The 15,033-nt window shown below is 63.9% G+C and carries 17 protein-coding genes; 8 read left to right on the top strand and 9 right to left on the bottom strand.

Annotated elements, in window-relative coordinates:
• Window positions 1-108: 108 nt before the first annotated feature.
• Window positions 109-744, bottom strand: coding sequence for a TetR/AcrR family transcriptional regulator (locus tag U3653_RS25690; protein WP_195082586.1), 636 nt, complete (start codon window positions 742-744; stop codon window positions 109-111).
• 112 nt (window positions 745-856) lie between these two features.
• On the opposite strand from U3653_RS25690, the gene U3653_RS25685 reads away from it, so the two are divergent.
• Window positions 857-2,296 carry a cytochrome P450 gene (locus U3653_RS25685; protein WP_195082585.1) on the top strand — a complete coding sequence of 480 codons (1,440 nt, stop codon included), beginning with the start codon at window positions 857-859 and terminating at the stop codon, window positions 2,294-2,296.
• A 157-nt stretch (window positions 2,297-2,453) separates the two neighbouring features.
• Window positions 2,454-3,728 carry an NsdA family TPR-like regulatory protein gene (locus tag U3653_RS25680; RefSeq protein ID WP_195082584.1) on the top strand — a complete coding sequence of 425 codons (1,275 nt, stop codon included), beginning with the start codon at window positions 2,454-2,456 and terminating at the stop codon, window positions 3,726-3,728.
• Here U3653_RS25680 and U3653_RS25675 read toward each other — a convergent pair.
• The 3 genes from U3653_RS25675 to U3653_RS25665 form a co-directional block, all read right to left on the bottom strand.
• Window positions 3,725-4,381 carry an HAD family hydrolase gene (locus U3653_RS25675; protein WP_195082583.1) on the bottom strand — a complete coding sequence of 219 codons (657 nt, stop codon included), beginning with the start codon at window positions 4,379-4,381 and terminating at the stop codon, window positions 3,725-3,727. The genes U3653_RS25680 and U3653_RS25675 overlap by 4 nt on opposite strands.
• A gap of 250 nt (window positions 4,382-4,631) precedes the next feature.
• A complete protein-coding gene (locus U3653_RS25670) occupies window positions 4,632-5,189 on the bottom strand; it encodes a HEPN domain-containing protein (protein WP_195082582.1) in 558 nt (185 codons plus the stop codon).
• Window positions 5,186-6,472, bottom strand: coding sequence for a DUF262 domain-containing protein (locus U3653_RS25665; RefSeq protein WP_195082581.1), 1,287 nt, complete (start codon window positions 6,470-6,472; stop codon window positions 5,186-5,188). Before U3653_RS25665 ends, U3653_RS25670 begins: the two co-directional genes overlap by 4 nt.
• 136 nt (window positions 6,473-6,608) lie before the next feature.
• Between U3653_RS25665 and U3653_RS25660 the strand changes: the two genes are divergently transcribed.
• From U3653_RS25660 to U3653_RS25650, 3 genes are all read left to right on the top strand, one after another.
• Window positions 6,609-6,932 carry a hypothetical protein gene (locus U3653_RS25660; protein ID WP_195082580.1) on the top strand — a complete coding sequence of 108 codons (324 nt, stop codon included), beginning with the start codon at window positions 6,609-6,611 and terminating at the stop codon, window positions 6,930-6,932.
• Window positions 6,901-7,371: an IS3 family transposase gene (locus U3653_RS25655; protein ID WP_323124595.1), complete on the top strand. Its 471-nt coding sequence runs from the start codon at window positions 6,901-6,903 to the stop codon at window positions 7,369-7,371. Before U3653_RS25660 ends, U3653_RS25655 begins: the two co-directional genes overlap by 32 nt.
• A 237-nt stretch (window positions 7,372-7,608) precedes the next feature.
• On the top strand, window positions 7,609-7,782 hold the full coding sequence (locus U3653_RS25650; protein WP_195082578.1) for an integrase core domain-containing protein: 174 nt from the start codon (window positions 7,609-7,611) through the stop codon (window positions 7,780-7,782).
• Window positions 7,783-7,954: 172 nt separating this feature from the next.
• Here U3653_RS25650 and ychF read toward each other — a convergent pair whose 3' ends face one another.
• From ychF to U3653_RS25635, 3 genes are all read right to left on the bottom strand, one after another.
• Window positions 7,955-9,034: a redox-regulated ATPase YchF gene (ychF, locus tag U3653_RS25645; protein WP_195082577.1), complete on the bottom strand. Its 1,080-nt coding sequence runs from the start codon at window positions 9,032-9,034 to the stop codon at window positions 7,955-7,957.
• Window positions 9,035-9,140: 106 nt separating this feature from the next.
• A complete protein-coding gene (locus U3653_RS25640) occupies window positions 9,141-10,064 on the bottom strand; it encodes a quinone oxidoreductase family protein (protein ID WP_195082576.1) in 924 nt (307 codons plus the stop codon).
• Between the two features lie 396 nt (window positions 10,065-10,460).
• Window positions 10,461-11,060 carry a TetR/AcrR family transcriptional regulator gene (locus U3653_RS25635; RefSeq protein ID WP_195082575.1) on the bottom strand — a complete coding sequence of 200 codons (600 nt, stop codon included), beginning with the start codon at window positions 11,058-11,060 and terminating at the stop codon, window positions 10,461-10,463.
• 74 nt (window positions 11,061-11,134) lie between these two features.
• On the opposite strand from U3653_RS25635, the gene U3653_RS25630 reads away from it, so the two are divergent.
• Genes U3653_RS25630 through U3653_RS25620 form a run of 3 tightly spaced genes read left to right on the top strand, consistent with a single transcriptional unit; the run spans window position 11,135 to window position 13,075 of the window.
• Window positions 11,135-11,767, top strand: coding sequence for an NAD(P)-dependent oxidoreductase (locus U3653_RS25630; RefSeq protein ID WP_195082574.1), 633 nt, complete (start codon window positions 11,135-11,137; stop codon window positions 11,765-11,767).
• A 44-nt stretch (window positions 11,768-11,811) separates the two neighbouring features.
• A complete protein-coding gene (locus U3653_RS25625; protein WP_195082573.1) occupies window positions 11,812-12,648 on the top strand; it encodes an AraC family transcriptional regulator in 837 nt (278 codons plus the stop codon).
• A gap of 10 nt (window positions 12,649-12,658) precedes the next feature.
• Complete coding sequence (locus tag U3653_RS25620; protein ID WP_195082572.1) at window positions 12,659-13,075, top strand: VOC family protein; 417 nt, start codon at window positions 12,659-12,661, stop codon at window positions 13,073-13,075.
• 127 nt (window positions 13,076-13,202) lie between these two features.
• Here U3653_RS25620 and U3653_RS25615 read toward each other — a convergent pair whose 3' ends face one another.
• Together U3653_RS25615 and U3653_RS25610 are read right to left on the bottom strand one after the other, a co-directional pair.
• Entirely contained in the window at window positions 13,203-14,096 is an 894-nt protein-coding gene (locus U3653_RS25615; protein WP_195082658.1) for a carbohydrate ABC transporter permease, read from the bottom strand.
• Window positions 14,097-14,107: 11 nt separating this feature from the next.
• Window positions 14,108-14,983, bottom strand: a complete 876-nt coding sequence (locus U3653_RS25610) for a carbohydrate ABC transporter permease (protein WP_323124606.1) — start codon at window positions 14,981-14,983, stop codon at window positions 14,108-14,110.
• Window positions 14,984-15,033: the final 50 nt, after the last annotated feature.

The following is a 15,033-nucleotide window of genomic DNA, read 5'->3' as shown; positions in this document are numbered from 1 at the left end:
CAGCGACTGCACATCGCAGCGTGCAGCCCGTGACGCCTGCTCTCCGGTGACCTGACGACCGCGAGATACCTCGCGAACGCCAGCAGGACAGCCACCGTCGAGTGCTCACTAAGGGGTGTGGTCGGCGAGATAGTGTGCGGCGAGGATGTCACCGAGACGGATGGTCTGATCGATGAGACCGGGAATATCGATCGCGACTGCGCCCGCCCGCCACGCGCTCGTCAGTTCCACGAACCCGCCGACAGCCATCAATGCCGTGCGATGGAACTCCTCGCGGTCGACACCGGCGCGCAGATACGGCTCGAGGCCCGTCGCCAGCAAGTCGGCAGCGAGTAGTACCAGGTCGTGGCGGCGACGTTCGAGTATCGCGCTGCCTGCGTGATCACCGAACAGAACCTGGCTGCGCCGAGGATCCTCGGCGAAGCGCAGCACCACCGCCTCGACCGCGCGATGCAGTATCTCCAGCGGCGGTGAATCGCGGCGGTCGCCGATCGCGGCGGTCAGGGTGTCGGTCGTCTCGTCCCGCACGTGGTCCCAGGCCGCGGCGAGCAATTCCTCCCGATCGGCGAAACTTTCGCGGAAGTACCGATCGTTCAAGCCCGCCCGCGCGCAAACGCTGCGCAGGCTGACCGCCGCCCAGCCACTGTCGGCCCAGATATCGATCGCGGCGTCGATCAGCCGTTCCCGGCGCGCGGCGCGCCGCGCCTCGACGGTCCGGCCGCCCCAGGTCGATGCGCTGGTCATGACTCCATCTTGACAAGCCCGCGCGCGGTGCGCGTCAATTGGTGACAGATCGTCACCAATTGATGGCGAGCCGGATCTCGCGAACCTTCGCAGCGCCGCGAAAGGACACCACATGAACGCAGCACTCCGCCGCAGGTTCGAGCAGTACGCCGCCGACCTGGCGGATCGCTATCCAGCCCGGACGACAGCGCTCGCCGAGCCCCCGCCGGGGAGCGGCCTGCTCGCGGTGCTGGGAGATCCGGGGGCGCCGTTGATCGGACATTCACTGCGCGTCTATAACGACCCACTCCTGTGGGCGCGCAACGCATTCGAGAAGTACGGCGAGGTGTCCTGGACGAGCATCTACGGCCGTCGCGCGGTCAGTGTGCTCGGCCCCGCCGCGCTGGAGGTGGTCTGGAGCAACAAGGACAAGGTCTTCTCCAGCGAGAAGGGCTGGGAGTACTGGATCGGGCCGTTCTTCCGGCGCGGGATCATGCTGCTCGATTTCGATGAGCACCTGCATCACAGGCGCATCATGCAGCAGGCGTTCACGCGACCGCGGCTGATCAGTTACCTCGACCTGATGCGACCGGGAATCGAGCGGGAACTCGACTCTTGGCGCCCCGGGTCTGCATTCCGCTTGTACGACAACGTGAAACAGATGCTGCTGCACCTCGCGACCGAGGTCTTCGTCGGCGCGAAGCTCGGGCCGGAGGCGCAGCGGTTGGAGCACGCGTTCGAGCGCACCGTGGTCGGCGGGCAGGCCCTGATCCGGACCTCGGCGCCAGGCGGCAAATGGTCACGCGGTCTGCACGGCCGGAAAGTGCTGGAACAGTACTTCCGCGCCCAGCTGCCGACCAAACGAGCGCGCGAAGGCTCCGATCTGTTCAGCGTGCTGTGCCACGCCACCAGCGACACCGGCGAGACCTTCACCGACGACGACGTGGTCAACCACATGATCTTCGTCCTGATGGCGGCCCACGACACCAGCGCCGTCGCACTGTCCATGCTCACCTATCTGCTCGGCAAGAATCCGCACTGGCAGCAGCGGCTGCGCACGGAGGCGATCGCGCTGGGCAAGGATCACCTCGACTACGAAGACCTGGACCGGCTGCCGTCGCTGGACCTGGCGTTCAAGGAAACGTTGCGCATGTACGCGCCCGCGGGCGTGCTGATGCGCCGCACGCTCGCGGACACCGAAATCCTGGGCCGCTACATTCCGGCCGACACCGACATCATCATCGGCGCATACCCCTCCATGCGGCTGGCCCGCTGGTGGCCCCGCCCGGACGAATTCGATCCGGAACGCTTCGCCGAGCACCGGCGCGAGGACCGAATTCACCGGTACGCCTGGTCGCCCTTCGGCGGCGGCGCGCACAAGTGCATCGGCCTGCACTTCGGAGGTATGACCGTGAAGTCGATCATGCACCGAATGCTGCTGCGGTACGAATGGACCGTCCCCGCCGACTACCAGGTACCGCTCACCTGGGGCACCGGCCCCACCCCCGACGACGGCCTGCCGATCGACCTGCGCCATCGGCACGCCCACATCTCGAAGTTCTCGGCAGCATGAAGAACCGGATCGGCGTCGCACCGCTGGGCGGTCACGCGAAATGTGCCGCTTACTGCCCCCGGTGATGGGCGTGGTGGATGCCGATCTCCCCGATCAAGCCGCTCGCTTCGCCGCTGGGTCTCGGGTCCGAAGGCGAAGCGGGTAGCCCGACGCCCCCATGGCATCGACAGGGAACGCTTCACTCCGTGCGGCCAGGCAGGCGCTTGGCTTCCGATCTCAAACAGCACTCGCGGAAGCTGTGACGGAAGCTGCGCGTCAGATCGGACTACGCATCGAGGTCGCCAGCCGGACGGTCCGTAGGTGGGAGTCCGCGAATCCGCCGTGGCCACATCCCGACCACGCGGCGGCACTGGAAGCACTCTTCAAGCGGCCGGTTACCGAGTTGGGGTTCTCACCACCGTGGACGGAAGCGGAAAGCGATTCACGTGCAGGTCAGAGGCTCGCGGAGAGGCACGCATTTCCGTTTGCGCACAGAGGTTTCGGCACAGCCGCATCACTCCTGCCAGCTTCGGTCGCGAAGGAATTCGCCGCGATCACAGCGTCCCATCGCCACCTGTACTGGTCGACCCCAGCGGCCCGCCTGCACCGTCTGGTCGCCGATCATGCTCAGTTCGGCCTCGAACTCTTGCCGCGAATATCGGGCACGACCAAGACGGTTCTGGCACGGGCCGTCTCGGAATCGAGTCTTCTGGCCGGGCGCTTGGGATTCTTCGATCTACAACAGCCCGAACTCGCGCATCCGAGTCTCGTACTCGCCCTTCAAGCTGCGCACGAAGCCGGAGATTCGCTTCTCGGCGCGGCCGCGCTCGCGCACATGGCATTCGCCCCAGCGTTCTCTGGCGACCAATCTCGCGCCGAGGAGGCTCGGGAACGACTGCGTGCCGCAAGGGCTTTTGCTTGCAGGGGCAACGCGAACTCCGAGACGATGGCTTGGCTGGACGCTGTCGAGGCGGAGGTCGAGACTCGGCTCGGTGATCCACGCCGGGCGCTTGCCCTGATCCATCACGCCGAGAAGATCTACAGCGAACACGACAGCAGCTCAGATCCGTCACCTGAGTGGTTCGACTGGTTTTCTCCAGTCAGGCTCGCAGGCTTCAAAGGAAACACGCTGATCCTCGCCGGCCGAGGCCGTGAAGCTCGCGAGACCCTGGAGGAAGTACTCAGCGCCCTACCCGATGCGGATGCGAAGCAAAGGTCGATCTATCTCGCCGACGCGGCCGCCGCAGCCGTGCTGGAGAAGAACCCCGAGCTGGCGTGCCGATACCTCGAGGAAGCGTTGGATCTACTCGCGAGCAACTGGTATGCGACTGCGCTGGATCGAATCAAGGCCGTGCGTCAAACGCTCACACAGTGGGATTCCTTGCCCTCGGTCCGAGACCTCGATGCCCGATTGTACGACTGGCACACGACCGTCAATTCTCTGGTCGGCTAACCGGCGGAATTCTCTGCCACCACGATATTCGCCAGTTCGTTGAGGTCGCTGATCTGCCAATCGGACAGATCAGCGACTTCCTTCTTGTCGCGGTAGATCCACCCCCAAGGACCCCTCAAGAGGTAGGCCGTCCGCATTCCGGCTCGTTTCGCGGGAGCCACATCGTTGTCGATGCGGTCACCCACGTAGATGATCTCTTCCGCAGGTCGGCCCGCCGCCTCGACGACCTTGGCGAAAAACTCGAGCGAAGGCTTTTGCACACCCCAGTCGTCCGAGGTAGCGATGAAGTCAGCGGGCAGGTCCAGCCCCCGGAGCAAAGTCCCCGCGCGCACTGTTTGATTCCCGGCGATCCCAACCAAAACTCCCATCTCGCGCAGCTTCGACAACGCGGGCCGCACATCGGGATAGAGGTCATCCTCACCGAACCACTCAGCCTGCCCCGCGTCAGCTCGTGCTTGCCGTTCCTCGTCCAGATCGAACCCAGGACGGAAGATTTGGAACGTCTCGCGGTAGTCGAGACCGGTTGCGATAACAGCTCCGAACGCCGCCGCGAACGTATGCCTGGGCACGCCAAGCCAGTCCGCCCAGGTTCCATACTCCCGAGTCTCGTCGACCAGCGTCTCTCCGACATCAAAGACAACTGCGGCAATCACGAGCCAACTGTACCTGCTGTCTCAGCCGGTTCACGATGCCCTCAAAGAACGACGGGCGACGCGATGACAACCACTGCAGCCTTCTGCAGAGGCTCTACCGTGGCGGAAGAGTAACCGCCGCCAACCCCAGGATACGGGCCTTACTTACGATCACCCATGAAAACGCGATGTCGCTGACGACGCCTTACCGCCGTCGCATAGCTATCTTTCCCTCACGGGCCAGGCACCAACTGGGGCAGATATTAGACTTCTAGACTGCGCCAGTCTGCATGAGGTTTTCCCTAAGCATCGACACAAATGTACAAGCACTTCTATACTGTTCGATCACATCGGCCGAAGTTTTCTCGTACGCAAAGGAACCAAAGTTCCCATGAATAAGATTGTTGCGTTGACTCCCAATATCCAGAAAGTCGCGAACAGCCTGCGCAAACTTCAAATCCCCTCGCACTAGGTCGCCCATTCTTTGCTTAAATTCGGAACCGAATAATCCGAAGAACTTGTTCGCATTATTGGCATCCCAGTCGAACAAGGAATGGTATTGGCGCGAAATGGCCTTGTTTTTCAAAAAGTGCACGACCTCGGCAGATCCACTGGCCATTTCCGTTACTAAGTCTATGAGCACCGCCGTGGTGTGATGCTCCAAGTTGCTGGCGGCGGCAAGAAGTATTACTTTTGGAAAACTTTGCTCCAGGGCGGCCGCAAAGGATATCTCTCCCGCATTCCGCAGGTAAGCTAGTAGCTCCTGATGCTCTCTGTGCATAGAATTAATCACATCGTCGAAAACTGACTCGTCTATCCTTGCACTCATCGCACCAACTTTGCACGGGCTACACGGAAGCGCCCCTTTACATTTGCCGTGTCTGTGGTCCTTTCCTGAGAGTGTTTCAAGAACTCCTTCGAGTCTCTAATAGCTGCTATTACCTCGGATGACAGCTCGACCCTTCTCCCGGCTTCGTTCGCTTGGACCGCTGCCGCGAATACACTTTCAAACAAGTTTACTTGAAATTTTTGCTGCCTGGACAACCAGGAATTTCGTGAAACATCCTCGATCTCTTCTAAGAACCAATTCAGTTGCCGGTGATATTTATCGATAATATCCGGGCCGGCTTGTCGTGCAGAGTTTGAGAATCTATTTAGGAATCTAACCATAGAGGGCGTATACGATTTTACTTCAGACGCCATCGCAAATGCCCGCAGGAGGATCTCAATGTCTCGCATGTGCAGGTCGGTAGTCTCCTGCCCGATCAACCTACGCCAACGATCGTCCATGTTCCACTTAAAGAGTGCATCATAGAAGGGCGAGTGATAAAGACTTGACCTTATCTCCTGGGGTGTTAGATTAACACCCCCGGTGTTCAATCGATTAAACATCTCATAAACTGAAGAAGCGTCGTCGCTAGGCCGAACTTGCTTCACGATCATATTTCGAATTGTACGCAATTCAAACTGAATCCTATAGTCCCCAAGCGTTCTATAGTTTAGCTTGTTGAATTTATTCTTCACTCCCGGAGTCACTTCGGAGAGGGACAAGTTGAATTGTTCAAAATAGGCGTCATCATGAAGAATTTTATCCGGAACCATCCCCTGCTGATTGAATATTTCGCGTATTTCCGACCGCTTCTCGCGCCGTGGAAATCGTCCCGCCATAAAGTAATAGATCGTCATCAGACGCTGTTGACCGTCTATTACCAAAAATCGATTACGACCTTCTTCGTAGAGAAACACTTGCGGCACAGGAAGCCCGATTATAAGCGATTCGATTAATCGCGATGCCCGCTTAATATCCCAAACATAATTGCGCTGGAAGCCAGGTATGAGCACGGCGCCGGATTGGATAAAGCTATAGATTGTCGAGATATTGAAATCGTTTGGCGAGGTGGTAAGATCGTACTCGTCAATCTGAGCTCCTTCCGACGCTTCTTCTATATCTCTCCACTCTTCAGCTGCCAGCGAGTCAGTCACGCCTGTTTCGTCGAGCACTCGACCGCCCCTCTCGGTGAGACATACCAGCGGCCACGCCGAGCAAGCGTCACCGGCCGAGCCCGGCCAGTGACTACTCACACAACCTAATCGCGAGACCAGACTGATCATCCGCTACTTCTCTGCCAGATCCTAACGGTACTCACGGCTTAAGTTGGGCTGAGTCCAATACTTTTCAGAGCCAGCGGGCAGTTTGCACCGTCACGGGTTGGGGGCCGCTTCTTTCTAGAGGAAGATGGTCGCCATCATGTCGAAACGTTACCCGCCCGAGGTCCGTGAGAAGGCTGTGCGTCTGGCTCTCGAGCGTCTCGATGAGTACGGGACTCCGTATGCTGCCGCCCAGGCTCTCGTGCCCTTGGTCGATGCCCATTTCGAGACGCTGCGGATCTGGGTCAAGAAGGCTCTGGCCGAGGGGCCGCGGCCGGGCGGGCAGCCCGGCCCAGGCCTGTCTTCGGCCGAGCGCAAGGAGTTGGCGAAGCTGCGCAGAGAGGTCCGAAACATCCGCGGGCCAACGAGACGCGAAACTGGCGTCGGCTTTTTTGCGCGGGAACTCAAGCCGCGACACTGGTGATTGTCGGGTTAATCGGCGAATACCGTCGGGTCTGCGGTGGCGAATCGATCTGTCGTTCGTTGCGCGCACACGGAGTGCAGATCGCGCCGAGGACCTACCGCGAGGCCCGCCGTCGGCCGCCCTCGCCCCCGCGATATCGCCGAGGCCTACGTGGAGAACGCGTTACGAGATCTCGAGGGCAGGCCCGCAGATGTACGGGCGCCGCAAGATGACCCGCCATCTGCGTCGCCAGGGCCGTGACTTGGCGCTCTGCACCGTCGACCGGATCATGCGTGAACTCGGCCTCAACGATGTCGTGCAGGGCCGCAAGCATCGCACCACCATCCCTGCCAAGGACGGCGTGCGCGCCACCGACAAGCTCAACCCCGACTTCACCGCCGCAGCTCCGAACCTCGTGTGCGTCGCGGACTTCACCTATGTCTCGACGTGGTCGGGATAGGCCTATGTTGCGTTCGTGTTCGATGCTCACTCCCATGCGATCGTCGGCTGGAGGGCGCAGCCACGAAGACGACCGCGTTGGTGTCCGAGGCTCTCAACGTGGCCGTGTGGAGGCGTGATCGCTACGGATACCCGGTCGAGCCCGGCCTGATATCTCGTACCGACGCAGGCAGTCGATACGTATCGGTAAAGTTCACCGAATCGCTTGTTTTGCAAAGCTTGTCGACTTCGGGTCCGATTGGTCGGCGATGCCTACGACAACGCACTCGCCGAGTCGATCACCGGCCTGTTCAAGACCGAGGTGATCAACGGGCACAGCCCGTTCAAGCCTCTCACGGAGGTCGAATTCGCGCTCATGGAATGGTGCGACTGGTACAACAACGCCCGCCTGCATTCCGCCTGGACTGTTTGACCCCGGCCGAATACGAAGCTGCCTACTACGCTCAACAACAGCCAAGCGCTACACTCCTAGCAGTGCCTCAGATCGGCCTCTGGTCCATTGCAGATTACGCCGCTGGGGCACTTAGCTGTCTCCAAGCTTCGAGTACGTGTCTGTGTCGCACCGAGGGTGAACCGGAGCCGGGCTACACGTTGAAGCGGAACTCGACCACGTCGCCGTCGGCCATGACGTAGTCCTTGCCCTCCATGCGGACCTTGCCCGCGGCCTTGGCGGCGGCCATGGAGCCCGCTTCGACGAGGTCGTCGAAGGCGACGACTTCGGCCTTGATGAAGCCGCGTTCGAAGTCGGTGTGGATGACGCCTGCGGCCTTCGGGGCGGTGTCGCCCTGGTGGATGGTCCAGGCGCGGGCTTCTTTCGGGCCTGCGGTGAGGTAGGTCTGCAGGCCGAGGGTGTGGAAGCCGGCGCGGGCCAAGGCGTGCAAGCCGGGTTCGGTCTGGCCGATGGATTCGAGGAGTTCGGTGGCGGATTCCTCGTCGAGTTCGAGCAGTTCGGCTTCCACCTTGGCATCGAGGAAGACGGCGTCGGCGGGGGCGACGGAGGCTTTCAGCTCGGCGACCTTCGCCTCGTCGGTGAGCACGGACTCGTCGGCGTTGAAGACGTAGAGGAAGGGCTTGGTGGTGAGCAGCGAGAGCTCTTTCAGCAGCTCGGTGTCCACCTTGTCGGCCGCGGCGAACAGGGTGGTGCCGTTGTCGAGGATCTCCTGCGCGGCCTTGGCGGCGTCGGCGACCGGCTTGCGGTCCTTCTTGACCTTGGCTTCCTTCTCCAGCCGCACGACCGCCTTCTCCAGGGTCTGCAGGTCGGCGAGGATGAGTTCGGTCTCGATCACCTCGATGTCGGCGCCAGGGTCGACGCGGCCGTCGACGTGCACCACGTCGTCGTCGGCGAACACCCGCACCACCTGGCAGATGGCGTCGGCCTCGCGGATGTTGGCGAGGAATTTGTTGCCCAGGCCCGCACCCTCGGAGGCGCCCTTCACGATGCCGGCGATGTCGACGAACGACACGGTGGCGGGCACGATCCGCTCGGAGGAGAAGATCTCGGCCAGCTTGTTCAGCCTCGGATCGGGCAGCGGGACAACGCCGACGTTCGGCTCGATGGTCGCGAACGGGTAGTTCGCGGCGAGCACGTCATTCTTCGTCAACGCATTGAACAGCGTCGACTTTCCGACGTTCGGCAGACCGACAATTCCCAAGGTGAGACTCACGAGGAACAGAGTCTACGCGGCACCCAAACCCCGCTCCCCCGCGAGTGGCACATGGTGGAGCGGCTACTCGCACTTCGCCGCAGCCATGTGCCACTCGCGGCCGGTCTCAGGGGATGAGGACGACTTTGCCGAGGTTGGCGTGGGCTTCGATGGTGGCGTGGGCGGTGGCGGCGTCTTCGAGGGGGTACGCGGCGTGCACGGCGGGGCGTAGTTGGCCGGAGGCGAAGTACTGCCAGAGTTCTTGGCGCCAGTGGTCGTAGGTGTCCGGCTGGGTTCTCGCGATGCGGGCCATTTGGAAGCCGATGACGGATTTCGCGCCGGCGAGCAGGTCGTAGGCCTGGATGACGCCGCCGCCGGAGCTGTAGGCGACCAAACGGCCGCCGGGGGCCAGCGCGGCGAGGGCGGGGGAAAGCAAGTCGCCGCCGACGGCGTCGAGCACGTAGTCGACGGGGGCGCCCCAGGATTCCTGGCCGTACTCGACTACCTCGTCGGCGCCGAGTTTCTGCACGAACTCCGCCTTCGCCAGATCCGACACCGCGCCGACCACCCGCGCCGCACCGCGCACCCGCGCCAACTGGACCGCGAGGTGGCCGACGCCACTCGCGGCGGCGGTGATCAGGGCGGATTCGCCTTCCCGCGGGTTTGCGGCACTGAGCGCGCCGAGCGCGACCAGGCCGCTACGCACCAGCGCGACCGCGTCGACGGCCGACGCCCCGTCCGGAATCGGCGACGCCATGGCCGCCGAGAGCAGGGCGTAGTCGGCGTAGCCGTGACCGAACACGAGACCGGTCACGCGATAGCCGGGCGTGTATCGATCGACGCCCTCGCCCACCGCGACTACCTCACCCGCGACCTCGCCGCCCAACGCGATCGGTTCGCGCTGCTCGCGCACCTTCCGCACCACCGGCAGGGTCACCCCGACCGCCTCGACGCGAACCAGGAGCTCACCCGGCCCCGGCGTCGGCACTTCGACCGAGACGAGCTCGAGCACCTCGGGACCACCGCTGCGCTCGTACTGCACCCGCCGCATCACACCTCCAGATTTCCGTCAGAAGGCGCAACGGTATCCGGATCGCGGCAGGTGATCACAGTCAACTACACGCTGTAGTGGTACATCTCACCGCTGCTCGGAACCGGCGGAGAGCTTCCGGGTCGGATTCGGTCCAGCCCCACCGGCGCACCAGGACCAACCCGCACCGATCCGCCGAAGAGTTCGTCACCAGAGGAGAGCCGCGGGAACGAGTTCCGTCCAGCCCCAGCGGCGCACAGGGGGACAGAATTCGACACCGTTCGTCCGGCGCGACACTCGCGCAGCCGACGTGACCACTGGTCCGCGCCGGATCGAAGAAAAATCGGCGGACGCGCCGAGACCACGGAGCGCAACCGCGCCGAGTCAAGTTCGGCCCGCTCCGCAGGCAATCGCACTTCAGCCGGAGACATCATCAGCACACGAGCCGAGACCAGAAATCAACGTCCGCGCCAATCCGCGAGCGAGGTCGTCCGGAGCAGGCGCCGCGCCTGCACCGGACTCGTAGTAGCGCAGAAACGCCTGATGGAAGCAGGTGCCGTCGAGCATGGAGGCCGCCGTCAGCACGTCGGCGTCGGCAGCGACGCGGCCGAGGTCGCGCTCGGCACGCAGATACTCGGCGATGTTCGCGATGGCGTGGCCGGGTCCCGCACCATGGCGGCGCATAGAGTCGCGGTGGGCCGCCATCCGCTGCGGCTGCGCCAGCAAGCCCCCGAGCAACGGGAGGGATTGCTGGTAGAAGCTCAATGCATCGCGGGCCATGGCCGTGAGGTTGTCTTCCACGGTGGACTGTCCTGGCTCGGGCCGCGCCGCCGCCGGATCGGGCATCCGATGCCGGAGGACATTCAGAATGATGTCCTCCTTGTCGCTGAAGTGCTTGTACAACGCCGCCTCCGAGTAGCCGGCGACTTTGGCGATCTCCTTCGTCGTGGCGTGGACGACACCGCGGTCGCGCATGATCTCCGCGGCCGCGTCGAGTATTCGATCGCGCGTTCCCATTCCGGCTCCCGGTTGACAGGTTAGTGATTACTCACCATCCTAGGTTAGTAAGTACTCACCAACTTGGAGAAGCTATGCACCTGACTGTTTTCGGGGCGACGGGCAACACCGGCGCGCGCGTCGTCACGCGGGCACTGGCAGCAGGGCACGAAGTCACGGCGGTGACACGTGGTCCGCAATCACTGCCCGACCACCCCGCACTGCGTGTGGTCGTAGCCGACGTCATGAAGCCAGCCGACATCGTCGCGGCGCTGCACGGCGCGGATGCCGTGATCGACACCATCGGTTCGCGGGAAAAGGGCGCCACTTCCGTCTGCGCCGACGCCGCCCGCTCCATCGCGGACGCTATGGCGACCGCCGGGGTGAAGCGGCTGGTCATCGTCAGCAACAGTGCCCGAATCGCCGGACCCGGCGACGACTGGTTCACCCGTTTCCTGGTGAAGCCACTCATCCTGCGCCCGCTGTTGCGCCACAGCCTGGCCGACATGGCCGCAGCCGAGCGCGTGGTCCGCGACTCGGCGCTGGACTGGACGATCGTGCGCGCACCGCAGCTCACCGACAACGCGGCGAAGGGCTCCTACCGCACCGCGGTGGAACGCAACGTGCTGTTCGGCGTCCGCGTCACCCGCGACGACCTGGCCGCCTGTTTGCTCGACTCGGTCACCGACGGATCAGCGATCCGCAAGCACGTGAACGTCGCGAACTGATCGACGCCGCTTCATCTGTCGGTCCCCCGGCGTAGCGTGACCGCATGGAGCCGACCACGGAGGTGATGACGGCGCGTCCGGCGCCCGCGCTCGCGGGGTTCATCGACCGGTACCTCGGTTATCGCATGGCCGGATTCTCGGCGGGGATCCATCGGGGGTTGCCGTCGCGGCACATGACCTTCATCGTCGCGATCGGGCCGACGATCGACGTGGTCGAACAGACCGATCCGCGTCAGTCGCCGCAGAATTACCGGTGCGTGCTGAGCGGCCTGCAAGCGAGCACGGCACTGATCGCGCACGGCGGTTATCAGGAAGGCGTGGCCGTATCGCTCACGCCGCTCGGTTGCCGCATCTTGTTCGGCATGCCCGCGGCGGCACTGTGGGACACGTCGGTCGAGTTCGCCGACGTGGTGGGACCGGTCGGATCGGAGCTGTGGGAGCGATTGCAGTACGCGCCGAGCTGGCCGGAGCGTTTCGGTGTCTGCGATCGGGTGCTCTCGGCGCTGGCCGACCCGGACCGCGCGGTCGGTCCCGAACTCACCCGGGCGTGGCGTGCGGTGGTCGGTTCCGGCGGCGGGATCGCGGTCGGTTCGCTGGCCGATGAGATCGGCTGGACCAGACAGCATCTGACGCGCCGGTTCCATCGCGAGTTCGGCCTCAGCCCCAAGCTGGCGGCCCGGATCACCCGTTTCGAGCGGGCGCGCCGGATGCTCGCCCACACGCCGTCCTACGTCACCATCGCCCAGGTGGCCGCCGCCTGCGGGTATTACGACCAGGCTCATCTGGATCGCGACTTCGCCGATCTCGCCGGGACGAGCCCGACCGCGTGGCTGGCCGAAGAGGTTACATCCGTCCAAGCCCCGGACGAGTCCGCCGGATGACGATGAACGCATGACGAATCCGACAGAAACCAGCACCCGCACCGCCGTCTGGCCCACGCTCACCTTCCGCGATGCCCGCGCGATGGCCACCTTCCTGGTCGAGGCGTTCGGCTTCCGGGAGGCCGCGATCTACCCTCGCGAGGACGATCCGTCGATCATCGAGCACGCGGAACTGCGCTGGCCCCTGGGCGGCGGAGTGATGTTCGGCTCCGCGGGCAAGGACGACAGCCCGTTCAGCACCCGCCCGACCGGCACCGACTCGGTCTACCTCGTCTGCGAGGACCCCGACGCGCTGTTCGCCCGCGCCACTGCCGCAGGCGCCGAAGTCGTCCGTGGCCTGCGCGACGAAGATTACGGCTCACGCGGCTTCACGGTGCGCGACCCGGAAGGCAACCTCTGGAGCTTCGGCACCTATTGGGGCGCTTGATCGCGGCGGCATCCCCTTGCACCGCGCGGCCGCGGCCTGGCGACGACCTTCGCCCGGCCGCGGCACCGCGCCGATGAGACGTCGTTCGCGACCTCGCGCCTGGACGCAACGAACCGAAGCCACCCGCTCACCGCCCACCGAACCCCGACATCGCGATGCCGCGGATGAACGCGCGCTGGGCTATCGCATAGATCAGCAGCAACGGCAGCAGGATGACGATGGCGGCGGCCATCAGGATCGGCCACTGGGTGTGGTACTGGCCTTGCAGGCGGATCAGGCCCAGTGTCGCGGTGGCGACGTCCTCGCGCTGGATCATGACCAGCGGCCAGAGGAAGTCGTTCCACACGGTGATCCAGGTGAGCACGGCGAGCACCATCAGGGCCGGACGGGTGTGCGGCAACAAGACCCGCCAATAGACCTGCCAGGTGGAGCAGCCGTCGAGGATGGCGGCCTCCTCGAGTTCCTCGGGCAGCGTGCGGAAGAACTGCCGCATCAGATAGGTGCCGAACGCGCTGCCGAACAGGCCGGGCACGATCATCGCCCACGGGGTGTCCACCCAGCCGAATGCCCGCATCAGCAGGAACTGCGGGATCACCGTCACGGTCAACGGCACCATCAGCGTCGCGAGATAGGCGAGGAACAGCACATCCCGCCCGCGAAAACGCAAGCGGGCGAAGGCGTAACCGGCCAGCGAGCAGAAGAAGACCTGCCCCGCCGTCACGCACAACGCGTAGACCGTGGTGTTGAGCAGCATCCGCCCCATCGGCAGCAGTTCGAAGACCTTCCCGTAGTTCGACCACTGCGGCCGGTGCGGAAGGAACGTCGCGTCGGCCATCTCGCCGTCCCGCTTCAGCGAGCCGGACACCGCCCACAGGATCGGCAACAGGGCGCACCACGCGATGCCGACCAGCACCGCGTATATCGTGGTCCCGCGCACGACTCGCCGCACGATCGCCCGATCGACCCGACCGGCCGCGACGGACACCCGGTCGCGCCGCACCGGCAGCGCGCGCCGCACCATCTGGTAGGTGTTCACTGTTCCACCTCCGAACGCCGGGCCATCCGCAGTTGCACCAGTGTCAGCAGGAACAGGATCGCGAAGATCACCCAGGCGAGCGCGGAGGCGTACCCGACCTCGTAGAAGCCGAAGGCGTTCTGGAACAGCATGATCCCCAGCAGGTAGGTGCCCGTCTCCGGTCCTCCGTTGCCGCCGGTCAGCGCGTAGGCCTGGTCGAAGGCCTGCACCGAATTGATGATCGTGATGATGAAGACGAACGACAGCGGCCCACGGATCAGCGGCACGGTGATCGCGAAGAAGCGCCGCAGCGCCCCGGCCCCATCGATCTTCGCGGCCTCGTAGAGCGTCTCCGGCACGCCCTGCATGGCGGCGAGCAGGATGACCGTCGCGAACGGCACGCTCTTCCACACGGTGACGATGCTGAGCGAGACCAGCGCCCAGTCCGGGTCGGTCAGCCAGGGCACCGCGTCGATGCCGATCCAGCCGAGCGCGACGTTCAGCAGCCCGTCATCGGTGAACAGGAACCGCCACACCACGGCCATGGCGACCGCCGAGGCGACCAGCGGCAGGAAAGCGATGGTGCGGAATAGGCCGATACCGGCCAGCTTTCGATTCAGCGCGGCGGCGACCGCGAGTCCGATCACCACCGTTGGCACCAAGGTCAGCAGCGTGAATACGGCCGTGTTACGTAATGCGATGAGAAACAGAGGGTCCGACCTGAACAGCCGCCGGTAGTTGTCCACACCGACAAATCGCATGGGGCCGAACAGGTCCCACGAATGAAAACTCAGATAGAGCGAATAGGCCAACGGGAACAACAAGAAAACCGCGACGGCCGCCACATTCGGCGCGACGAATGCCCAACCGGCCCGTTCCCGCCGCCGCGCCAATCCGGACGCGACTCCCGCTTTGCCCGGTGTTTGCGATTGCCGCGCTCCTG

Source organism: Nocardia implantans (assembly GCF_035544775.1).
Lineage (GTDB): Bacteria > Actinomycetota > Actinomycetes > Mycobacteriales > Mycobacteriaceae > Nocardia > Nocardia implantans.
This window is presented reverse-complemented; position numbering and strand designations above follow the sequence as displayed.